The 20,525-nt window shown below is 64.8% G+C and carries 20 protein-coding genes and 1 tRNA gene; 8 read left to right on the top strand and 13 right to left on the bottom strand.

What is annotated here, in order from left to right; genetic code table 11:
- Positions 1-182 precede the first annotated feature (182 nt).
- Together QA600_RS05060 and QA600_RS05055 are read left to right on the top strand one after the other, a co-directional pair.
- On the top strand, positions 183-1,004 hold the full coding sequence (locus QA600_RS05060; protein ID WP_278290873.1) for a hypothetical protein: 822 nt from the start codon (positions 183-185) through the stop codon (positions 1,002-1,004).
- A 1,096-nt stretch (positions 1,005-2,100) separates the two neighbouring features.
- Positions 2,101-3,300, top strand: a complete 1,200-nt coding sequence (locus QA600_RS05055) for an orc1/cdc6 family replication initiation protein (RefSeq protein WP_278290872.1) — start codon at positions 2,101-2,103, stop codon at positions 3,298-3,300.
- A 44-nt stretch (positions 3,301-3,344) separates the two neighbouring features.
- Here the strand turns inward: QA600_RS05055 and QA600_RS05050 are convergent, their stop codons facing one another.
- Together QA600_RS05050 and QA600_RS05045 are read right to left on the bottom strand one after the other, a co-directional pair.
- Positions 3,345-3,701: a hypothetical protein gene (locus QA600_RS05050; protein WP_278290871.1), complete on the bottom strand. Its 357-nt coding sequence runs from the start codon at positions 3,699-3,701 to the stop codon at positions 3,345-3,347.
- Between the two features lie 182 nt (positions 3,702-3,883).
- The gene (locus QA600_RS05045) at positions 3,884-4,471 is read right to left on the bottom strand and encodes an S-layer protein (protein ID WP_278290870.1); all 588 of its coding nucleotides are present in this window, start codon (positions 4,469-4,471) and stop codon (positions 3,884-3,886) included.
- Between the two features lie 142 nt (positions 4,472-4,613).
- Between QA600_RS05045 and QA600_RS05040 the strand changes: the two genes are divergently transcribed.
- From QA600_RS05040 to lrp, 4 genes are all read left to right on the top strand, one after another.
- The gene (locus QA600_RS05040) at positions 4,614-5,729 is read left to right on the top strand and encodes a tRNA (guanine(26)-N(2))-dimethyltransferase (RefSeq protein WP_278290869.1); all 1,116 of its coding nucleotides are present in this window, start codon (positions 4,614-4,616) and stop codon (positions 5,727-5,729) included.
- Positions 5,730-5,835: 106 nt separating this feature from the next.
- Positions 5,836-7,143: a YihY/virulence factor BrkB family protein gene (locus QA600_RS05035; protein ID WP_278290868.1), complete on the top strand. Its 1,308-nt coding sequence runs from the start codon at positions 5,836-5,838 to the stop codon at positions 7,141-7,143.
- A gap of 59 nt (positions 7,144-7,202) precedes the next feature.
- On the top strand, positions 7,203-8,111 hold the full coding sequence (locus QA600_RS05030; RefSeq protein ID WP_278290867.1) for a phosphatase PAP2 family protein: 909 nt from the start codon (positions 7,203-7,205) through the stop codon (positions 8,109-8,111).
- A gap of 230 nt (positions 8,112-8,341) precedes the next feature.
- Positions 8,342-8,803, top strand: a complete 462-nt coding sequence (gene lrp, locus QA600_RS05025) for an HTH-type transcriptional regulator Lrp (RefSeq protein WP_278290866.1) — start codon at positions 8,342-8,344, stop codon at positions 8,801-8,803.
- A 39-nt stretch (positions 8,804-8,842) separates the two neighbouring features.
- Here the strand turns inward: lrp and QA600_RS05020 are convergent, their stop codons facing one another.
- From QA600_RS05020 to QA600_RS05000, 5 genes are all read right to left on the bottom strand, one after another.
- On the bottom strand, positions 8,843-10,771 hold the full coding sequence (locus QA600_RS05020; RefSeq protein ID WP_278290865.1) for an ABC transporter ATP-binding protein: 1,929 nt from the start codon (positions 10,769-10,771) through the stop codon (positions 8,843-8,845).
- A 76-nt stretch (positions 10,772-10,847) separates the two neighbouring features.
- Positions 10,848-10,988: a hypothetical protein gene (locus tag QA600_RS05015; protein WP_005552975.1), complete on the bottom strand. Its 141-nt coding sequence runs from the start codon at positions 10,986-10,988 to the stop codon at positions 10,848-10,850.
- Positions 10,989-11,171: 183 nt separating this feature from the next.
- Positions 11,172-11,525: a methyltransferase gene (locus QA600_RS05010; RefSeq protein WP_278290864.1), complete on the bottom strand. Its 354-nt coding sequence runs from the start codon at positions 11,523-11,525 to the stop codon at positions 11,172-11,174.
- 130 nt (positions 11,526-11,655) lie between these two features.
- Positions 11,656-13,323 carry a thermosome subunit beta gene (gene thsB / locus QA600_RS05005; protein WP_278290863.1) on the bottom strand — a complete coding sequence of 556 codons (1,668 nt, stop codon included), beginning with the start codon at positions 13,321-13,323 and terminating at the stop codon, positions 11,656-11,658.
- Between the two features lie 201 nt (positions 13,324-13,524).
- Positions 13,525-14,280 (bottom strand): SOS response-associated peptidase, encoded by a 756-nt coding sequence (locus QA600_RS05000; RefSeq protein WP_278290862.1) that lies wholly within the window; start codon positions 14,278-14,280, stop codon positions 13,525-13,527.
- A gap of 156 nt (positions 14,281-14,436) precedes the next feature.
- Here QA600_RS05000 and QA600_RS04995 point away from each other — a divergent pair, with 156 nt between their 5' ends.
- Positions 14,437-14,562, top strand: coding sequence for a hypothetical protein (locus QA600_RS04995; RefSeq protein ID WP_278290861.1), 126 nt, complete (start codon positions 14,437-14,439; stop codon positions 14,560-14,562).
- Between the two features lie 204 nt (positions 14,563-14,766).
- Here the strand turns inward: QA600_RS04995 and QA600_RS04990 are convergent.
- The 6 genes from QA600_RS04990 to sepF form a co-directional block, all read right to left on the bottom strand.
- Positions 14,767-14,847 (bottom strand) — tRNA-Ser (locus QA600_RS04990).
- A 47-nt stretch (positions 14,848-14,894) separates the two neighbouring features.
- A complete protein-coding gene (locus QA600_RS04985; RefSeq protein ID WP_278290860.1) occupies positions 14,895-15,140 on the bottom strand; it encodes a hypothetical protein in 246 nt (81 codons plus the stop codon).
- Positions 15,141-15,187: 47 nt separating this feature from the next.
- Complete coding sequence (gene ilvA, locus QA600_RS04980) at positions 15,188-16,399, bottom strand: threonine ammonia-lyase (RefSeq protein WP_278290859.1); 1,212 nt, start codon at positions 16,397-16,399, stop codon at positions 15,188-15,190.
- 246 nt (positions 16,400-16,645) lie between these two features.
- Positions 16,646-17,083 (bottom strand): gamma-glutamylcyclotransferase family protein, encoded by a 438-nt coding sequence (locus tag QA600_RS04975; RefSeq protein ID WP_278290858.1) that lies wholly within the window; start codon positions 17,081-17,083, stop codon positions 16,646-16,648.
- A 78-nt stretch (positions 17,084-17,161) separates the two neighbouring features.
- A complete protein-coding gene (gene citZ, locus QA600_RS04970) occupies positions 17,162-18,310 on the bottom strand; it encodes a citrate synthase (RefSeq protein ID WP_278290857.1) in 1,149 nt (382 codons plus the stop codon).
- 148 nt (positions 18,311-18,458) lie between these two features.
- Complete coding sequence (gene sepF / locus QA600_RS04965) at positions 18,459-18,827, bottom strand: cell division protein SepF (protein ID WP_005552964.1); 369 nt, start codon at positions 18,825-18,827, stop codon at positions 18,459-18,461.
- Between the two features lie 171 nt (positions 18,828-18,998).
- Between sepF and QA600_RS04960 the strand changes: the two genes are divergently transcribed.
- Positions 18,999-20,519 carry a S8 family serine peptidase gene (locus tag QA600_RS04960; protein ID WP_345782008.1) on the top strand — a complete coding sequence of 507 codons (1,521 nt, stop codon included), beginning with the start codon at positions 18,999-19,001 and terminating at the stop codon, positions 20,517-20,519.
- Positions 20,520-20,525 lie beyond the last annotated feature (6 nt).

The following is a 20,525-nucleotide window of genomic DNA, read 5'->3' as shown; positions in this document are numbered from 1 at the left end:
ACGAACTCTGGGGAGGATAACGGTTTTTGGTCCAGATTTTTGCCGTGAGCGGTCGACGGAGTCGATCCGAACGGCAAAAAGGTGGCTGTCGGAGATTCGTCGAGATCTGCAGCGAGGAGTAGCGATTCGGGAGTCGCGATCGCGAGTAACGTTTTAAGATCGTTCGCACGGCACTTCGAGTCATGTATGCCATCCTCACCGACGATCGTGATCTCGCTCGAGCCGGGATCGGCGATCGGTGCTACTACTTCACGAAGTACGTCGACGGACGACGGCAAGAGCCACTCGAGGGGGCGGTCAGCTCCGTCGCCTGCTGGGGCGATACGGCGACGGTCCGTGACGAACCCAAGCGGGCGGCCGTCGACGCCGACGGAACGCGGGCCGCGCCCGACGTCGAGGGCCACCACTGGGGGACCGTGTGTCCGACCGATCCCGACTACCGCCAGGGGCTGCTCGAGCGGCTGGGGGGAATCGAGGGCGACGTTCGGCTGACGACGCTCGGCTTTCCCGGACCGGGGTTCTGTCGGTGCGAGCGCTGCGAGCGGCAGTTCGAGGCGAGCGAATTCGGCGAGCGCGAGGCGTGGAGAGCCGACGTTCTCACGACCTTCGTCGCGGCGGTAGCGACTCGAGTCGGTGGCGATCTGACCGCGACGCTGTACCCCGATCCCTATCCAGGGAACCTTCGAGCGCGTACGGGGATCGAGCCGGAGGCGCTCGCGACCCACGTCGACGGCTTCCTCGTCCCGCTCTGTGATCCCGGCTACGGGACGAGCTACTGGGCCGAGTCGCTGGCCCGCGGGTTCGCGCGCCGGCTCGCGGAGTTCGAGGTCTCGCTTTCGATCCAGCTGTCGGGAGCGGAGATCGACCCCGAGCGACTCGCAGGGGTCACGCGGCGGGTCGAACCCCACGCGGACGAGATCGTTTACGGAACGCACCCCGAGGACGCCGAAACGGTTCGGGAGGCGATCGAACGACTGCGCGAGGGGAAGGCGGCATCCGCGTAAACCGGGGCTGTGAGCGAAATTGCCGGGGGGTCGTCGCTCGGGGCGTTCGGAGATCAACGAGCCGACTGCGGACTCCGGTGGGCAAGCCGACTGCGGACGTGGAAGTGGAAGAGACACACCCCGCGTTGCCGCTGTATAGCTCACGTGAGGAGGGACGGGATGGAAGACCGAACGATCGTTACGTGGAGGGGAAACAGCTTCTCGAGCGGTTGCGAGACCCACGGCGGGCGAGTTGGATTGTCGCTTCTCGTCTGAAGATATCAATCCGCTCGACCTGACTCTCACCCGCGGATATCACCATACCTAAATACTATTGCTGAGTCAAAGTCCATTAGCAGTATCGAACGTTGCTTCGTTCGATCGTATCGAACGGGGGATGGCTCGAGTCGAATCCGGGGTTCAGACTCGAGTCGGTTTCCGTTTCGGTCGCGTTCTTCGACTCGTCGCTCGAGTCCGGGCGGCAGTCGCCGTGAAACCCCTCGCGGTCGGGCAGGTAGTTTGTCGCGGTCGGACGGGTAGTTCGTCGCGGTCTCTTTTGCTTGTACGGCTACCGACGGCCGTTTCGAGGCATCTGCGATTCGTTGCGGAGGCTGCCCAGCATCCTCGAGGATATCGTATAGGAGGCGGCATCCACTATCGCGTCGCCGCGGACGTCAGTTCCCGAGCACCTCCGTTTCGACTCCCCCACTTCCGTCCCGTTACAGCGGCACTGCGGGGTGTGTGTGTATCTATACAGCGGCACCGAGGGGTAAGAACCGGGCGGATCCGACTGTTTATCCAAGAATTTGTCCTCATACAGAAGAACTCCGGTGTATACCGACTCCCCGAGAGTCGTCGGTGGTACTCAAACTTCGCCGATCCGGTCGCCGATACAGCGGCACCGAGGGGTGTCTCCTCGAGCACACCTTCGACCAACTTACCGCGAGAGACACACTCATACAGCGGCACTCCGGACTCCTTGGACGGCCTATACAGCGGCATCGTGGGGTGTCGTTCCCGTTTCTCAGAACGCGACACAACGAAACCGAGGGAATTACAGCGGCAATCCGGTTCCGAACGTTTACAAGCACCCTCTCCCGATAGTCGGAGTAGCTGAATGTCGGATTCGATGGACTACTTCGGCAGCGAAACCGAGATCTTCCGGAACAAGGAGCTGCTGCAGGTGTCACACCTCCCCGACGGCGACCGCATCATCGGTCGCGAGGACGAGCTGACGAACCTCGCGAACGCGATCAAACCGGCCACGCGGGGAAACACGCCGAACAACGTTCTCGTCTACGGGAAGACCGGGACCGGCAAGTCGCTGTGTTCGAAGTTCATCACGAACCAGGCGATCGACCGCGCCGAGGGTAACGACATTTCGATCGGCGTCGCCTACGTCGACTGCCTCCAGGAGTCGACGGAAACCCAGGCCGTCCAGTCGACGGCCCACCAGCTCAACGACCAGCCCGCGACGGGGATCTCGATCCCCCACTCGGGGCTGAGCACCGCCGAGTACTACCGGCGGCTGTGGCGGATCGTCGACACCGAGTACGACGTCGCGCTGATCATCCTGGACGAAGTCGACAAGATCGAGGACGACGACATCCTGATGCAGCTGTCGCGGGCGGTCGAATCCGGCAAACTCACCGACAGCACCGTCGGCGTCATCGGCATCTCGAACAAGGTCCGGTACAAGGACTCGCTGGACGAGCGGATCAAATCGAGCCTCTGTGAACGCGAGTACGTCTTCTCGCCGTACGACGCCTCCCAGATCCGTGAGATCCTGCGCTCGCGATCCGATGCCTTCCACGACGACGTCCTCGAGGACGGCGTCGTCCCCCGCGTCGCCGCCCTCGCCGCGCGCGAACACGGCGACGCGCGCAAGGCGATCGACATCCTCCGCTTTGCCGGCGAGATCGCCGAAGAGGACGACCTCGAGGCGGTCACCGAGGCCTGCGTCGACCACGCCCACGAGCGCGAGGAGACCAGCCGGCTGGCCGAACTCATCTCGAAGAGTCCGAGCCACGCAAAGCTCGTCCTCGAGGCGATGGCACTGCTTACCCAGCAAAAAGAGGGTGAGGACGCCCCGGTGACGACCAACGAGGCCTACGACCTCTACAAGCGACTTTGTGACCGGGACCGATCGGATCACCTGAAGCTCCGGCGGGTGCGGGATATCCTCTCGGAGCTCGAGTTCCTCTCGATCATCGAACAGGAGCGCAAGTGGGCGGGGAAGGGGAAGGGAAACTACATGGAAAACCGGCTGATCGACGATCCGGAGGTCATCATCGCGGCCTGTAACGAGTCCGACTAACAGTTCTGACTCCGACTAACGGTTCCACCCCGCACGTGCGGTTCTCAGAGCAGCTCGCGGACGTCGGAGTACCACATGTCGTGGTAGTCGACGTGGCCGACGCGACGGGCGATCGCCACCGCGAGGGCGTGCCAGCACAGCTCCGTGGGGTCGTCGTCGTCCAGGTTGTACTCGCTGTCCTTGCAGGTACAGCCGCCGTCCTCGACGATGTACTCGTCGTCGTAGCCGACGACGATCGTAAAGTCGCGGTAGGACTTCACGCGGTGTTCGCCGACCGCCTCGATGGCGCGAACCCCGCGGTCGCCGTGAAACGTCGAGATCCGATCGACGATCTCCGGCGTGAGCTCGCCGGTCTCCTCGAGTCGGGCCTGCCAGCGCTCGACGGGGTTCGCTTCCGGCACGTCCGGAATTCGGGAACGGACCGTGAAATCGGTTTGGTTGTTCGCCCGGGACCGACCGGAGGATCGGCTCGGGCATCGATCGGTGTCGGCCCCTCGACCGACGAGAGAACGCAGACCCCGTCGACGAAAGCGTCGCTCAGCGTCCGAAAGAATAGAAAGAGCTTCGGCACGGGACGGATGTGCTACTCGTCGTCGTCGGTCTCGTCGCCGGCTTCGTCCTCATCGTCGCCGTCTTCGTCCGCTTCACCGTTCTCGTCGTCGCCACCTTCGTCGTCCGCCTCGCCGTCGTCGTCGGTCTCCTCCTCTTCGTCGTCCGCTTCGTCTTCGCCGTCTTCCTCGTCTTCGACCTCGGAATCGGGCGTCGCGCCCTCGAGGACGATCGTCTCCTCTTCGTCTTCCTCTTCCTCGAGCGTGACGGTCTCCTCGACGTCGTCGAACTCGCCATCCTCGCTTTCGACGGTGATCGTGTACTCGCCCTCGTGGAGGAGGTTGACGTCAGAGAGTTCGCCGTCCTCGATCTCTTCGGCGTGGGTGGAGCTGTAGTCTTCCTCCTCGTGTTCGATCAGGACGCTGAACCCGGTCGAAACCGGCTCGCCGTCCTCGGTCTCGAAAAAGAGCGTGAGTGCGCCGGGATCGTCCGTCTCGAACATGTCGTCGTCGCCGTCGTCGCCGTTGTCGCCGTCATCGTCCGAACAGCCGGCGAGTCCGACTGCGGTCAGGGCCGCGGCAGTCGTTGTGAACTGTCGCCGGGTGAGCGGTTGTCGTTCCATACGCTATCACGTTCGTTCCGCGTGATAAATTTTCAGATTTCCTACCTATTGGGGATTGATACCTTTCACCATCCCCGTACGAGAGCCCGCGAGCCCGACGGAAGATCACGCGCTTTTTCGACCTCCGCGGACGAGAGACGGTATGCGCGTCACCGAGGGCGGAGTCGAACTCGAGGTCCCCGGCGAACAGACCGAGGGGATCGAGGAGTCGGTATTCTACAACCCGAGACAGGAGTTGAACCGGGATCTGACGATCGCGACGCTGCGGGCCTACTGCGAGCGCGAGCCGCGCGCCGAGTCGTACCTCGACGCGATGACCGCGAGCGGGGTTCGCGGGACGCGCGCCGCCGCGGACGGCTGGGACGTCACGTGCTGTGACGTCGACGAGGAGGCCGTCTCCCTCGCCCGAGGGAACCTTGAACGAAACGACTGTGAGGCAACTGTCGTCAACCGCGACGTCAACGCCCTCATGCACGATGACGTCTTTGACGTGATCGATCTCGACCCCTACGGGACGCCGATGCCGTTCGCTGACGCCGCGTTCGCGAACTGCCGGGATCTGGTCTGTGTGACCGCGACCGACACGGCACCGCTGTGTGGCGCCCACTTCAACAGCGGCGTCCGCTCCTACTCCGCAGTGCCACAGAACACCGACTACCACGCCGAGATGGGCGTCCGGATCCTGCTGTCGGCGCTCGCGAGAAGCGGGGCCCGCTTCGACGTCGGCGTCGAGCCGATCCTGACCCACGCGACGAGCCACTACGTCCGCACCTACCTCGAGCTCGAGCACAAACCCACCGCGGCCGACGCCGCCCTCGAGGAGCTGGGCTACCTCTCACACTGCGAGGACTGTCTGTACCGCGAGACGAATCAGGGGCTGATCGCCGACCCGCTCGAGCGCTGCCCGCACTGTGACGGCACCCGGATCCTCGTCGCCGGCCCGGTGTGGCTCGGTCCGATCCGCGACCGAGCGTTCGTCGCCGACGTTCGCGAGCGCGTTCCCGAGTCGTTCGGCACTGCCGGGAAGGCTCGAGAGCTGTGCGAGACGCTCGAGGCCGAACTCGACGAGCCGACCCACTACGACCAGCACAAGCTCTGTCGCAACTGGGGACTGCCCGCCAACGCGATGGACGACTTTCTCGATGATCTGCGGGAAGTCGGCTACGACGCCTCGAGAGCCCACTACGGGGGAACGGCGTTCAAGACCGACGCCTCGGTCGGAGAGATTCGGACGGCGACCGCGGCGTCCCTCGAGTAGGGGTCCCGTTCCGGTTCGTCCGCGAGCCATCCATCAACTCGTCCGACGGGCGCTGCAGGCCAGTGCCACACGACCACATATTTGAGTTCGGCCCGAACGGTCTCTCGTGCTCGATTACAGCCGCGCACACGAGCTTGGAACACGGCTCGTCCAACTGGCCAGACAGGAGCAGCTGACGCTTCTGGCCGCCGGGGTCGCCTTCTACGCATTTCTCTCGCTCGCGCCGTTAGCACTGCTCTCGCTGGCGCTTGCGGCCTCGGTCGGCGGAGAAGCGCTCGCGGCGCAGGTGACCGACACGACCGAGGATGTACTGACACCGTCGGCACAGGCACTCCTCACAGAGACGATCGTCGACGAGACGGGCCAACAGGGTGCGACCGTCGTCGGGGCACTCGGTCTCCTCTGGGGCTCGAGCCGCGTGTTTCGTGGCCTCGATCGCGCCTTCTCGGCAGTGTACGGCACTGTGGCTTCGAAGTCGCTGATCAATACGTTCTGGGACGCGACGATCGCCGCCGCCGCGATCGTGATCGGACTCTCGATCGTCGCCGGCATCGAACTGGCGGTCCGATTCGTCCCCTTTACCGGACACCTCGTCCTCGGACCGCTGTTCGTCCTGCTGGGGCTGATCGCCGCCTTCCTGCCGCTGTACATGATCTTTCCCGACGCGAATATCGACGTTCGCGAGGCGCTTCCCGGAACGCTTCTCGCGGCGATGGGATGGTTCGTCCTCAGTCGTACGTTCTCGTTGTACGCGGATCTCGCCGGACAGTACGCCGTCTACGGCGCGCTCGGTGCCGTCTTTCTCGTTCTCATCTGGCTGTACGTCGGGGCGATCATCCTCGTTTTCGGGGCGACCCTCAATGTGGTGCTCGCGGATCGGGAACTGGATCGGCAGCTACAAAGTCCCCGCCCTCGACAGCTTTCGACAGAAGCGATGACTGATGACGCCACGGGTGCCGACGAGGGGACCACGAGAGATCGTCCGGATCCGGACGATGCGGATCGTACCAGGACGCACTCGAGCGCCCGCACTCGCGATCGGGCCGACGACGCCGACGCGCTCCGCGAGGAGATCGAACGGCTCCGCGACCGGGTCGACGAGTTCGAGACGTCGGTCGAGCGACGCACCGTCGAGAAGGAGTCGCTCGAGGCCGAACTGAAGCGGTACGTCCGTCGCCGAGTTCGACGCGGCCACGCCCACGGCTGGGGTCCCTACCTCGTCTTGTTGTACGGAACGGCGATGTCGATCGCGGCGTTTTACTTTCTCAGCGGGGGCTGGGCGATCCTGGCGCTACTGGTCGTCTTTACCTCGACGCTCGGGCTGTACGTCCTGATGGTGTTGCTCGGTGCCGGCCTCACCGTCCTCGGCGTTCCAGGCCGGCTCCGAAACGCGATCGGCGAGCGACGGTCCTGAGAACCGACCAACCGGACAGACCGTTGATTATAACCTCCCATCCGCTGTAGGTGCTCCCGATGTGGTTCGAGTCGGCGCGGGTCGAAGCTGTCAGGGATGCGTTCCCTGAGTGGCTGGCGTTTCTCGTCGCCTTTCTCTCTCATCTCGGAAGCGTCTGGTTCGTCGCGCCAGCGGTCGTCCTCGCGTTCTGGTATCTCGACCCTCGTCGGTTCGCCTCCTGGATCGGGATCGTGCTAGGGTGTTACGCCGTCATGATCGGGCTCAAGGGGTTCTTCGAGACGCCACGTCCGGGCGTCGACCCTGCCGTCGCGGTCGAGTCACTCCCCCTGCCGGTCGCGCTCGTCTACGCCCCCGCCGTTGAGATCAGCACCTCGAGCTTTCCGAGCGGCCACGCGATGGCAGCGGTCGTGATCTGGACGATGCTCGCGCTCGAACTCGACGTCGGAACGCGGCGCCAGCGGATCGCAACCGCGGCCGCGATGATCGGACTGGTCTCGCTCTCGCGGGTCGTCGTCGGTGTCCACTTCCCAATCGACGTCGTCGTCGGGACGCTGGTCGGCCTGGGGTACGTCGCGGCGATGCTAGCGATCCGACGTCGGATGCGGACTCGAGGCCGTCACGCGGCCACGACCGCCGTCTTCGTGACCAGCGTCGTTCTGGCGTCGCTGGCGCTGGTGACCGACGGACGGGCCGATACCGCAGCCCTGCTCGGTGGGTCGGTCGGTGGCGCACTCGCCTGGCGGTACGCGCCGCCGCCGCGGGAGTCCTGGGATCGGACGCTTCGAGGGGCACTCCCGGCCGTGCTCGGGTCGAGCCTGCTCGGCGGAATCGCCCTGACGCTGCTCGTCGTCGACAGCCATCTCGTCTGGTTTCTCGTCGGGCTGATCGGCGGCGCAGTCGTCGTCGGCCTCCCCGCGTTCGCTGCGACGCGGTCCCCGGTTGCCACGTTCCGGCAGCCGGCGAACTAACGCCGTGTTCTGTGCGACGAGGCGCCGTCTCCCGGTCGATCGAACTTCGAACGATTCCACACCGTACGTTCGGAGTCGAGAACACGGGATGTTCCAGGTCGTTGGTTTTCTCGCGTTGCTCTCCGGGCATCTCTATTACTAATTCTCACTGGCTCGATCAAATCACTCATCTACGCCTTCCAATTGGATATTCGTAAACTTCTAAAGGGTGGCATGTGAGGAATTATGTGATGACCTACGAAAATCTCGACGCAAAGCTAGTAAACGCCCTGCTTGGCGACGGGCGGGCGAGCCTCCGGAGCCTCGCCGAGGAGCTCGACGTTTCGGTAACGACGGTCTCGAACCACCTCTCGGATCTCGAGGACGAGGGCGTGATCGAGGGGTACACGCCGCGGGTCAACTACGACGCAGTCGGCTACGACGTCACCGCCATCATCCAGCTGCAGGTCGAGGGGAACGCCCTTCCCGACATCACGGACACGCTTCAGGACCACCGACAGATGACCAGCGTCTACGAGGTCACCGGCGACTACGACGTCATCGCCATCGGCAAGTTCAAAGATACCGACGGGATGAACGACCAGATCAAGCAGCTCCTGACCGATCCGGACATCAAAGCGTCGAACACGAGCGTCGTCCTCAACGCCGTCTCCGAGAACGAGCAGTTCGAACTCGACGTCGACGACGCCTGAGGGGGCCTACTGTCCTCGTCCGCTTTCTCGTCCGAGCTCTCAGTCGTCGGTCTCGAGCAGCGCCTCGGCCGCTCGCTCGCGATCGCCCGCCTGAGCCGCCCACAGCCGCGCGTACGTCCCGTCCCGCTCGAGGAGCTCCTCGTGCGTTCCCCGTTCGACGACCCTGCCGTCCTCGAGGACGAGGATCAGGTCGGCGTCCTTGATCGTCGACAGGCGGTGTGCGATCGCCAGCGTCGTCCGATCCTCGGTGAGCCGGTCGATCGACCGCTGGATCTCGAGTTCGGTCTTCGTGTCGACGGCGCTGGTCGCCTCGTCGAGGATGAGCACCTCGGGATCGGCCAGCACGGCCCGGGCGAGCGCGATCCGCTGACGCTGGCCGCCCGAGAGCTTGATGCCGCGCTCGCCGACGCGGGTCTCGTACCCCTCGGGAAGCTCGGCGATGAACTCGTGGGCTTGCGCTGCTCTCGCTGCGTCCCGAACCGCGTCGTCGGACGCCTCGAAGTGACCGTACCGAACGTTCTCGGCGATCGTGCCGTCGAAGAGGAATGTGTCCTGGCTGACGTAGCCGACGGCCGACCGCAGATCGGCGAGCGCGACGTCGCGGACGTCGTGGCCGTCGATCCGCACCGACCCCTCCTGGACGTCGTAGAGCCGCAACAGGAGTTTCAGCAGCGTCGACTTCCCGGCCCCGGTCGGGCCGACGAACGCCACCGTCTCGCCCGGCTCGGCCTCGAAGGAGACGTCCTCGAGGACGGGTTCCTCGAACGCGGGGTCCGAATCTCCGTCCGCGTCGGCGTGCTCGGTGTCGGCGTAGCTGAAGGAGACGTCGTCGTACGCGACCCGACCTTCGACGGGCTCGAGGGCGACCGGATCCTCCGGATCGGCGACGTGGACCGGGATGTCCATCAGCCCGAACACTCGCTCGCTCGAGGCCTTGGCGTTCTCGTACTGGTCGACGATGTTCGAGACCTCCGCGAGCGGGTCGACGATCCGCTGGGTCAGAAAGAGGAAGACGACGAAGTCGCCGACCGAGAGCGTCCCCGTTAGCGGGCCGGGCGCGGTCCCGGTCGTGAGCCAGAGCCCGCCGACGAGGAAGGTTCCGGCGAAGGCGATCCCCGCGAGCAGCTCCATTCCCGGCCGGTAGACGTAGCTCAGCTTCAACACGGCCATCGTGCGATCGAAGAAGTTCCGCGAGGACCGGCGCACGCGATCGACCTCGTGGGCCTCGCTCGAGGTCGCCTTCGTCAGGCCCATCCCCGAAATCGCGTTCTCGAGGCGGGTGTTCAGCCGGCCGACGGCCGAGCGCTGGCTGACGTAGCGGGGTTCGGCGGCCCGCATGAACCAGATCGTGAAGGCGACCATCGCGGGGATCGCAAACAGCGTCACGAACGCCAGTTGCCAGTTCAGGTAGAACAGGACGCCGGCGATACCGCCGACCATCACCAGCAGGCGCGCCGAGTTCATCAGCGCGTCGTCCAGAAATCGCTCCAAGTTCTGCGTGTCGTTGTTCAACACGGCCATGACCTCGCCGGTCTGTTTCTCGTCGAAGAACGCCGTGTCGAGGCGCTGCATCTTCTCGAAGCTTTCGACCCGGACGGCGTGCATCACGTCGTGGGCGAACAGGTTGGCCGTGACGCCGTAGATCCAGGTGAAGACGGCGACGACGAGAAACGAGCCAGCGATGGCGACTACGGTGAACTGGAACTGTTCGGCGCTCTCGGTCGGCAGCCAGGCGTCGGGAACGATCGGCAGTTCGAACGGCCCCTCGTCGAGAAAGACCGCGTCGATGGCGACCCCGAGGATCAACGGCGGCACGAGACTCGCCATCCGCGCCACGAAGTTTGCGAACATCCCCGAAGAGAACCAGCCGAGGCGGCCGGGCGCGTACTCACGAAAGAGCCGCGAGAGCGGTCGGTCGACCGCCTCGCGATAGGCGTCGAACGGCGTCTCGTCGTCGTGGGTACTCACTGACGACCCGCTACTGTTTCGAATCGTAAACGTTCACCGGTTCGACTCGTGGTGACGTGTCACGCTCACCCGACCGTCAGCGGATATAGAGGATAACGGCCCCAAGCGCGAGCAACAACAGCCCCCACCAGAGCGAGTCACCGGGCATGACCTTGAGGATGAGCGTGACGATACCCGAGGAGAACAGCGACCAGCCGATCGTCGTCTGATATGCCATACTCGTTGTACTCTGTCGAGCCCAATAGTTCACCGGCCTGCCGCCCCCTCACGGTCGCCGCGGAACCCACCGCGGCACCCGTTCCCGGTACCGCTCGTAGACCTCGCCGTGTTTCGCCGCCAGGTGGGGCTCCTCGTACTCGAGCACGCGGTTGTGAAAGCCCAGCCAGCAGCCCGCGGCCCATCAGGCGACGAGCACCGATCGGTACAGCAGGGCCTGTCCGCCGAGACACAGGAGGACGGCGACGTACATCGGATTCCGGACGTAGCTGTAGACGCCGGTTGTAACCAGCTCCGGGGGTTCGTCGGAGGGGGACGGCGTTCCGCCTCCTTCGTCCGAGAACCGCCACGCGGTGTGGGTGTACAGCGTGACTCCGACGAGGAGCGACCCGAGGCCCGCGGCTCGAGCGATGCCCGCCGGAACGGGAAACACGAGTTGATCGCGTCGGGCCAACAGCTTCGGAATGAGGCCCGCGACGGTACCCGGAACGCCGACCGAGAACGCGGCGGTCTTCAGGAGAACGCGTGGCGATGCCATAGCGACGCCTCGACGCGCCAGCCTAAAGCGATATGGACGTTCCGTTGGTAATTCGCTCAAAAAAGCCGGAGTTCGATCGGTGACGAGCGGTACGTGGTTCGGACGAGTGAGGGGGCGCTGACGGCCTACTTCACATCGCGCCGCCCATGCCACCCATACCGCCCATGCCGCCCATGCCGCCGCCGGGGGCGCCCTCTTCGTCGCCGCCCTTGTCGGTCGAGAGGTCGCCGGCGGAGATGATGTCGTCGATTTTGAGCACGAGGTTCGCGGCCTCGGCAGCGGAGGTGACGGCCTGGTCCTTGGCGTGAGCCGGTTCGACGACGCCGGCGTCGAAGGTGTCCTCGACGTCGCCCGAGAGAACGTTCAGACCGGCCGTGATGTCGCCGTCGTCGTGGGCTGCACGCAGGTCGACGAGCGTGTCGATCGAATCGAGACCCGCGTTCTCGGCGAGGACTCGGGGAACGAGCTCGAGCGAGTCGGCGAAGGCCTCGACAGCCAGCTGCTCGCGTCCGGAGACGCTGTCGGCGTAGTCACGGAGCCGCGAGGCGAGTTCGACCTCGATGGCGCCGCCGCCGGCCAGCACGCGGCCGTCGGAGACGGTCTGTGCGACGACGTCGAGCGCGTCGTTGACGCCGCGCTCGAGCTCGTCGACGACGTGGTCGGTCGAGCCCCGGAGCAGCAGCGTGACGCCGTGGGCGTCCTCGCCCTCGACGTAGAACAGCTCGTCCTCGTCGTCGCGAGTGACGTCGCCGTGGCCGAGGTCGTCGCTAGTTGCGTTCGCCAGATCGGAGACGATGTTCGCGCCGACGACCTCCTTGAGGAACTCGAGGTCGGACTTCTTCGCGCGGCGGACGGCGAGGATGCCCTCCTTCGCGAGGTAGTGCTGGGCGAGGTCGTCGATGCCCTTCTGACAGAAGACGACGTCGGCGCCGAGGTCGGCGATCTGGTCGACCTTCTCCTTGAGCTGTTTCTCCTCGCGGTCGAGGAACTTCTGGAGCTGGTCGGGATCGGTGACGGAGACCTCGGTGTCGACGTCGGCCTCGTCGACCTCGATCGGCGTGTTCAGCAGGAGGATGTCGGCGTCTTCCGCCTCGGTCGGCATGTTGTCGTGGACGGGGTCTTTGTCCACGATGCCGCCCTCCAGCAGGTCGGACTCGCCGGCGCTGCGGCCGGTCTGGGTCTCGATGTTGAGGAACTCGAGGTCGACGACGTTGTCGCCCTCGTCGTTCTCGACGGTGACCTGGCTGATCGCGTCGATGATGAGCTCGGCGAGGTGCTCCTTGTTGACCTCGGTACCCTTGCCGGTCATCGAGGTCTCGGCGACCGAGCGCAGGAGCTCCTCGTCGCTGGTGTCGACGTCGGTGGCGATGTCGTCGATCTCCTCGCGGGCCTGCTCGCTCGCGAGGTGGAAGCCCTTGATGATCGCCGTCGGGTGGATATCCTGCTCGAGGAGATCCTCGGCGTTCTTGAGGAGCTCACCCGCGATCGCGACCGCAGTGGTCGTGCCGTCGCCGGCCTCGTCTTCCTGTGTCTCGGCGACCTCGATGATCATCTCGGCCGTCGGGTTGTCGATGTCCATCTCTCGGAGGATGGTGACGCCGTCGTTGGTGATCGTTACCGATCCCATCGAGTCGACGAGCATCTTGTCCATCCCCTTCGGGCCGAGGGTCGAGCGAACGGCCTCGGCGACCGCTCGAGCGGCACGAATATTGTAGTCCTGCGCGTCCTGGTCCTTGACGCGCTGGGAGTCCTCGCTCATCACGATCATCGGCTGTCCCTGCTGCATTCGCTGGCTCATAGTCAGCCGATTCATTGATTGTCCTTCTACATAAATGCACCGTTATCGATCCCGGCGACACACTCGAGCCGTTTCCGGCATGACGGCCAAAAACACGGTGCTGCGGATGGATGGCGCCGGGTCGTGCGACAGAATATCACAACTACCGACGCCGGAACGGTCCGATACCTTGGCTATATTTAAGTGCCTACGCGTCAGTTCTCACGGGTCGACCGGTTCGACCAGCGACGGCTCGTCCGTGCTTGGGTCGTTGACCGCCGTCGACACCGGGTAGGCTCGCAGGCCGTCGCCCGAATACGGCTGCAGACACGACCGTGGCTCGTCGGCGGTCAGCCACTCCCGCTCCCGGCCGGGCTCGAGAATCACCGCCATTCGGTGGTGTAGCTGTGCGACCAGGTCGTTCGGCTCGGTCGTCAGGATGGTAAACGTCTCGAGGGGTCCCTCGTCGGCCCCGCCCTCGAGGCCGCCGCCGAACGCGTCCAGCCCGGACTGGGTCGTCTCGGGCTCCCAGCGTTCCCACAGTCCCGCCATCGCGAACGGACGGTCGTCCTCGAAGGCGACCCGGTAGGGCTGTTTCCCACCGTCAGATCGGAGATCCGACGAGGATCGCGAATCTCCGATTCGCTCATCCTCCTTTGTCTCGACCCACTCGTAGAACCCGTCGGCCGGGACGAGACACCGCCGGGACTCGTAGGCCGCCCGAAAGCTCGGCTTCTCGTCGACCGTTTCCGCGCGTGCGTTGATGAGCCCGCCGCTGTCGTCGTCGGCCCACGACGGGATCAGTCCCCACTCGAGCCGGCGGAACTCTTCGGGTGCCTCGTTCGTGATCACCGGTAGCTCCTGGCCCGGCGCCGCGTTGTACCGCGGCTCGAACGGAGACTCCGAGTTGGGGAAGCGAGCGTCGAAGCGCTCCTCGAGCTCCTCTCGGTCGACGAACAGCGTGTAGCGGCCGCACATACGAGCGATTACGTGTCGAACGGGCAAATACGCCCCGCTCGAGACTCGGTCGGCGATCGTTCCGCCGGGCGAAACGGTCGCCCAAGCCCCGGTTTCCTGCCGATCGAACTCGGTACGTCCCTCGTACTCATCACGGCCCCCGTGCTCGAGACGGGTATGCAATCGAACGAGAATTCGGAGTACGAAGCACGGTTCAGCGAGGACGGGTTCTTCGAGGTCCGCGAGTGTTCGGATCCGGACCGCTGGATCGCCTGCGACAGCCCGGTCGAGATCGAGCAGTAGCGCTCGATCGTGACTCGAGAGGGGGTACTCGAGAGCAGAGCAGTCGGGCTGCTGTCGCTCGAGGGCTTGCTCGTGGTAAAATACGCCAGGACTGGGATTTGACAGGTGCAAGACGGTCGGCTTGCTTCGCTCGCCGCTGCGACTTGCGTGTTCAAATCTAGTCGTCGGGTATCCGCCGCTCGCGAGTTTGCTCGCGGCAGAATACGCCAGGACTGGGATTTGAACCCAGAATCCCAAAGGGAACACGCTTTCCAGGCGTGCGCCTTACCGTTCGGCCATCCTGGCTCGAGTTATCCTAACCGCGTCCGTCGTTTAACTGTTACGAGACGCGGTCACTCCACGCGGCGAGTCGTCCAGGCGGCGATACGATACTCGAGCAAATAGCTCCCGATCCCCGCACCGATACCGACGAGAACGGCCACGAACGCACCCTGCCCCATCGTCACGAGCGGTTCGACGAACAGCGCATACCCCTGGACGAGCACCAGAAAGGCGAGCGCGCCGACGAGCCCCCACAGCAGCGCGGACTTGGCCCGCCGTGAGAGGCCGAAGAAGCCGTCGGTCGAGGAGCCCGTCATCAGTCCTCACTCGAGCGTCTGTCGCGTCGCCCTTACCTTGTTCGATCCTACGCGAGGACGTCGACCTCGTAGCCCTCGTCGCGCAGATCCGCGAGGAACCGCTCGACGTGGTCGGTGCCCCGCATCTCGAGTTCGATCTCGACTTCGGTGTCGCTCATCTCGACGTCCCTCGAGGTCCGATCGTGGTGGATCGCGTAGATGTTCGCCTGGTGGGCGGTCAGGATCGCCAGTAGCTCCTCGAGCGAGCCGGGGCAATCCTTCAGTACCGTCCGAATCTTGAGATACCGACCCGTCTCGACCAGCCCGCGGACGATGACGTTACTGAGGGTGTTGAGGTCGATGTTGCCGCCACACAGCGCGGGGACGATCGTCTCGCCCTCGTCGTAGTCGAACTTCTCGAAGAGGACGGCCGCAAGCGGCACCGCACCCGCTCCTTCGACCACCGTCTTCGATCGCTCGAGCAGGTGGACGATCGCCATCGCGATCTCGGGATCGGAGACCGTGACGACCTCGTCGACCCGCTCCTGAATGTAGGGGAACGTCCGTTCGCCGACGCTGCGGGTGGCGATCCCGTCCGCGATCGTGTCCACGCCGTCCAGCGAAACCCGCTCGCCCTTCTCGAGGGAGGGGGCGGCGCTGGAGGCGCCCTCGGCCTGGACGCCGATAACGCGCGCGTCGGATTTCTTTCCCTTGATCGCCGTCGCGATCCCGCTGATGAGTCCGCCTCCGCCGATCGGGACGACGACGGTGTCGACGTCGGGACAGTCCTCGAGAATCTCGAGGCCGATCGTCCCCTGGCCGGCCATCACGTCCTCGTCGTCGAAGGCGTGGAGGTAGGTGCGACCCTCCTCGCGTTCGATCTCGTGGGCTCGGTCGGCGGCCTCGCTGTAGTCGGTCCCTTCGAGGACGACCTCGGCGCCGTAGTTTCTGGTCGCCTTGACCTTCGAGATCGGGGCGTGCTGGGGCATGACGATTGTCGCGTCGACACCGGCCCGGGTCGCGGCGAGCGCGACTCCCTGGGCGTGGTTGCCCGCGCTGGCGGTGACGACACCTGCTTCCTTCTCCGAGGGCGACAGCGTCGCGATCCGGTTGGTCGCGCCGCGGATCTTGAACGCGCCCGTCCGCTGGCTGTTCTCGAGTTTCAGGTGGACCTCGGCGTCGGTCATCGACGAGTAGGTGTACGAGTACTGCAACGGCGTCCGTCTGGAGGTCTCGCGAACCCGATCTTCCGCCTCGAGAATATCCGATAACTGAAGCATACGCTCGAGTAGTGGGCACGTACTGTAAGGATTTACTATCGGGAATAGGTGTATCGGCTACCCCCTCGACCCGATAGTCTGTGTTGCCGGTGGGGCAACACGACAGGGAATACAGGATTGCACGGCGTGTGACCTGCGACTGTAGTCGCGGGTGGAAACACCATAAAACCCATGCACCCGGAGCGGAAGTGAAACCGCAAGAGGGCGCCGCGGTCTATCGGCCGTCAGACGCTGGACCGACGTCCGTCATTCGCTCGTTCGTATCACGATATCCCGGTTCGAAACGTACGTTCGAACCCGGTCCTCGAGCGAGGAGCCGTCGGGCCAGTCGACCCGTTCGGCGACCCCGAGTCGGTCCGGGTCACCGACGTAGACCCAGACCTCATCGGCGTCCGAGTCCTCGCGCGGAACCGCGATCCGTTCGTACAGTCCCTGATCGACTCCCTCGTATCGATCGAGGGCCTCGAGCCCGCGCTCGTCGATCGAGAGGAGCTGGCCCTCGGTGCGGTCGCCGGGCGCCAGCGTCGGGTACTCGCCCTCGACCCGATGGAGGCCCTCGAGGACGGCCGTCGAACCGAGGTCGTACTCCGCGTTCGGGACGCTCCGGAGAACGGCCTCGACCCGATCGGAATCGGTCAACGTTCCGTAGACGAATACCGTTTCGTTCGAGTGCGTAGCCGGCATGAGAACGTCTCTCTCGTGCGTTACAAAAAGTAGCGCCGGTTTTCCCCGACCGGTAGATCGTTCGGCCGGTCGATCGGCCTACCGATCCTCGAGGGGGACGAACTCCTGATCCTCGGGGCCCGTGTACCTGGCACGTGGGCGGATGAGGCGATTGTCCTCCTGGTATTCGACGACGTGGGCGATCCAGCCGCTGACGCGGCTCATCGCGAAGATTGGGGTGTACAGATCGATCGGAATGCCCAGCTGGTAGTAGACCGATCCGGAGTAGAAATCGACGTTCGGGGCGATCCCCTTCTCGGCGAGGCCCTGCTCCTCTGAGAGGTACTGTTCGATCGTCGTGGTGTAGTTGTACCACTTGTCCTCGCCTTCCTCGGCGAGTTCCTCACTCCGTTCCTCGAGGATCTTCGCGCGGGGGTCCTTGACGTTGTAGACGCGGTGGCCGAAGCCGGGAATACGTCGTCCCTCCTCGTTTGCCTGCTTGACCCATTCGCGGTGGTCGAGGTCACTCTCGTCGATCTCCATGAGGACCTCCATGACGTCCTGATTGGCACCGCCGTGGAGCGGTCCGGAGAGGGCGCCGATGCCGCCGGTGACCGCACTGTAGATGTCGGCCATCGTCGAGCCGATGACCATCGAGGTGAACGTCGAGGCGTTCAGTCCGTGGTCGGCGTGCAGCGTCAGCGCCTGGTCGAACGTCTCGGCGGCCAGTTCGTCGGGTTCCTCGCCCGTCAGCATGTAGAGGAAGTTGGCCGCGAGTCCGAGATCGGGGTCCGGATCGACCGGTTCCTCGCCGAGGCGGTAGCGTTCGAACGCTGCGAGGACTGTCGGGATCTTGGCGGTGATCCGTCGTCCCTGTCGCCGCGTCGCCTCGAGATCGTCGGGCTCGGCGTCGGCTTCCGGCTCGTACGCCGAGAGCATCGACACCGCCGTCCGCAGCGCCGCCATCGGTCGCTCGTCCGCGTCGGCGAGCTGCTCGACCGTCTCGAGAACGTCGTCGTCGACCGATCGCTCCTCGGTCAGCGACGCGGTAAACGACTCCAGCTCGTCTTCGGTCGGGAGTTCGCCGTGCCAGAGGAGGTAGACGACCTCCTCGTAGCTCGCGCCGCGAGCGAGGTCCTCGATCGAATAGCCACGATAGATCAAGCGTCCGGCATCACCGTCGACCGAGCTGAGCCCGGACTCTGCGACCAGAACTCCCTCCAGCCCTTTCTCGAGATCGTCAACCATACTCGGGCTTTCGTATAGTAATGGAAAAGTATTATCGTTTGCAGTCCCCGGGAACGGGGCCCTCGGCCGTGTCAGAGATTACACTCGTCGAGCAGGGAATCGACGTCTGTCGACAGACGCTGGATCGGGGGTTGGTGGAGGTCCGGGATCAGGAGTCCTGTCCCAGCTTCGTTCGGTTGATCCGTACGCCCGCAGGGGTGACGATGATCTGATCGTCGCCCTTGCGGACGATGTCGCCGTCGACCTCGTGGGCGACCTGTCGCAGCTCGTCGACGATGTGTTCGACGGTGCTGTCGTTGGTCCGCAGCCGAGTGATATCCGCGAACACGATGTCACCGTCGTAGACGGCATCTTTGATGGCGACCGCGTCGGCCTGACCGCTGATCTCGGCGATCCGAACCTGCATCCGCGCCTCGGCCGACTCGGTCGAGATGTCGCCGAGGTCCAGTTCGACGTAATCGTCGGTGGTGGTCGTAGGCTGGCCACCGGTGCCGACGATCTTATCCATAAATCCCATTGACGGTATCCTGCGTGGCCGCCAGTATAGTTCTTACGTCAGACGACGCTCACGGGTGAGACGGCTATCGCTCGCGAGTCGGCTCTTCCCTGCCACATCTCTCGTCGAACACCTTCTACAATTAATTATTTATGTTATGGGATGAACGATTGTTATGCTGATTGAACACACATGTCGAGAGAACACATCACACGACGGTCAATTCTTCGTGGCGTGGGCGCTGGCGTCGCCGGTGCGACACTCGCCGGACAGGCGGCAGCTAGCGACGGTCCCAACGACGAGTACGTCGTCGGCGTCTATCCGGACCGCGGGCTCGAGCAGGCGCGTAAGGCCGCCGACGCGGTTCGTCGAGAACTCGATTTCGGGTCGATCGGTCGTGCGGTCGCCGGCCGGTTCTCCGAGAACGCCATCGAGGGCCTCGAGAACAACCCGAACGTTCGCTACGTCGAGCCGAACGGACTAATGTGGGCGCTCGGCCAGGAGACGCCCTACGGCATCGAGCAGGTCGATGCGGACCTCGCGATCGATGACGGCGAGACCGGGGCGGGCGTCAGCGTCGCGATCATCGACACAGGGATCGACGCCGCCCACGAGACGCTCGCGGAGAACCTCGGCGAGGGGTACGCGACGGCCGATGCCGCCTGTACGACGAGCTGTGGCAGCGGCCCCTTCGGCGGCGGGAACGATATCGACGACTGTCTCGAGGAGTGGGACGACGACAACGACCACGGAACCCACTGCGCGGGGACCGCGGGCGCGGCCGACGACGGCACCGGCGTCCTCGGCGTCGCACCCGACGTGACGCTCCACGCGGTCAAGGCGCTGCAGTGCGACGGGGGCGGGACTCTCGACGACATTGCCGCCGGCATCCAGTGGTCGGCCGATCAGGGTCACGACGTCCAGAACATGAGTCTCGGCTCCGACACCGACTCGGACGTGATCAGGGACGCAGTCCAGTACGCCGACGAACGGGGCGTCGTGATGGTTGCAGCCGCTGGCAACGACGGTCCCTGTAGCGACTGCGTCGGCTACCCGGCCGCCTACGACGAGGTTATCGCCGTCTCGGCGACCGACGAGAACGACGATCTCGCCGACTTCTCCTCGACCGGTCCCGAGGTCGACATCGCGGCGCCGGGCGTCGACGTCCTCTCGACGGTCCCGCGGGACGATTACGCGGAGTTCTCGGGCACCTCGATGGCCTGTCCCCACGTCGCCGGCGCGGCTGCGACGCTCATCGCGGCCGGCACCGACCCCACAGACGTCCGCGACGAACTGACCGCGGCCGCGGACGATATCGGACTCGACGACAACGAGCAGGGTACCGGTAGGCTGAACGTCGCCGACGCCCTCGAGATCGAAGACGACGAGGATGATGACGACGAGGATGATGATGACGAGGAACCGGTCGACTCCGAACCGGTCGTCGACGTGTTCTCGGTCGAGCGATCCAGCTCCGGACCGTGGTCGAACGCCGACGTCAACTGGGAAGTCTCCGACGAGGACGGCGCCCTCGAGTCGGTCACGACGGAGCTGCTCGACGGTTCGGCGGATCTCGACAGCGAGTCGTCGTCAGTCGACGGCTCGAGTGCCTCGGGCGAGCACGAACTGCGCTCGCGCGACGACCCCGATACCGTCCGCCTGACCGTCGTCGACGAGTCGGGATCCGAAGTAACGGAGACGGCCGACTACTGACGAGCC

The sequence above is a fragment of the Natronococcus sp. A-GB1 genome, assembly GCF_029688845.1.
In the GTDB taxonomy this organism is placed as follows: domain Archaea; phylum Halobacteriota; class Halobacteria; order Halobacteriales; family Natrialbaceae; genus Natronococcus.
Note: the sequence above shows the minus strand (reverse complement) of the source record. Positions and strands in the feature narration are given on the sequence as shown.

What these genes read in the sequence shown, in the direction of transcription:
- QA600_RS05030 (WP_278290867.1), top strand. Translation starts at nt 7,203, where the DNA reads ATGTGGTTCGAGTCGGCGCGGGTCGAAGCTGTCAGGGATGCGTTCCCT.
- QA600_RS05055 (WP_278290872.1), top strand. Translation starts at nt 2,101, where the DNA reads ATGTCGGATTCGATGGACTACTTCGGCAGCGAAACCGAGATCTTCCGG.
- QA600_RS04995 (WP_278290861.1), top strand. Translation starts at nt 14,437, where the DNA reads ATGCAATCGAACGAGAATTCGGAGTACGAAGCACGGTTCAGCGAGGAC.
- QA600_RS04985 (WP_278290860.1), bottom strand. Translation starts at nt 15,140, where the DNA reads ATGACGGGCTCCTCGACCGACGGCTTCTTCGGCCTCTCACGGCGGGCC.
- sepF (WP_005552964.1), bottom strand. Translation starts at nt 18,827, where the DNA reads ATGGGATTTATGGATAAGATCGTCGGCACCGGTGGCCAGCCTACGACC.
- QA600_RS04960 (WP_345782008.1), top strand. Translation starts at nt 18,999, where the DNA reads ATGTCGAGAGAACACATCACACGACGGTCAATTCTTCGTGGCGTGGGC.
- QA600_RS05045 (WP_278290870.1), bottom strand. Translation starts at nt 4,471, where the DNA reads ATGGAACGACAACCGCTCACCCGGCGACAGTTCACAACGACTGCCGCG.
- QA600_RS05015 (WP_005552975.1), bottom strand. Translation starts at nt 10,988, where the DNA reads ATGGCATATCAGACGACGATCGGCTGGTCGCTGTTCTCCTCGGGTATC.
- lrp (WP_278290866.1), top strand. Translation starts at nt 8,342, where the DNA reads ATGACCTACGAAAATCTCGACGCAAAGCTAGTAAACGCCCTGCTTGGC.
- QA600_RS05000 (WP_278290862.1), bottom strand. Translation starts at nt 14,280, where the DNA reads ATGTGCGGCCGCTACACGCTGTTCGTCGACCGAGAGGAGCTCGAGGAG.
- ilvA (WP_278290859.1), bottom strand. Translation starts at nt 16,399, where the DNA reads ATGCTTCAGTTATCGGATATTCTCGAGGCGGAAGATCGGGTTCGCGAG.
- thsB (WP_278290863.1), bottom strand. Translation starts at nt 13,323, where the DNA reads ATGAGCCAGCGAATGCAGCAGGGACAGCCGATGATCGTGATGAGCGAG.
- QA600_RS05060 (WP_278290873.1), top strand. Translation starts at nt 183, where the DNA reads ATGTATGCCATCCTCACCGACGATCGTGATCTCGCTCGAGCCGGGATC.
- citZ (WP_278290857.1), bottom strand. Translation starts at nt 18,310, where the DNA reads ATGGTTGACGATCTCGAGAAAGGGCTGGAGGGAGTTCTGGTCGCAGAG.
- QA600_RS05010 (WP_278290864.1), bottom strand. Translation starts at nt 11,525, where the DNA reads ATGGCATCGCCACGCGTTCTCCTGAAGACCGCCGCGTTCTCGGTCGGC.
- QA600_RS04975 (WP_278290858.1), bottom strand. Translation starts at nt 17,083, where the DNA reads ATGCCGGCTACGCACTCGAACGAAACGGTATTCGTCTACGGAACGTTG.
- QA600_RS05040 (WP_278290869.1), top strand. Translation starts at nt 4,614, where the DNA reads ATGCGCGTCACCGAGGGCGGAGTCGAACTCGAGGTCCCCGGCGAACAG.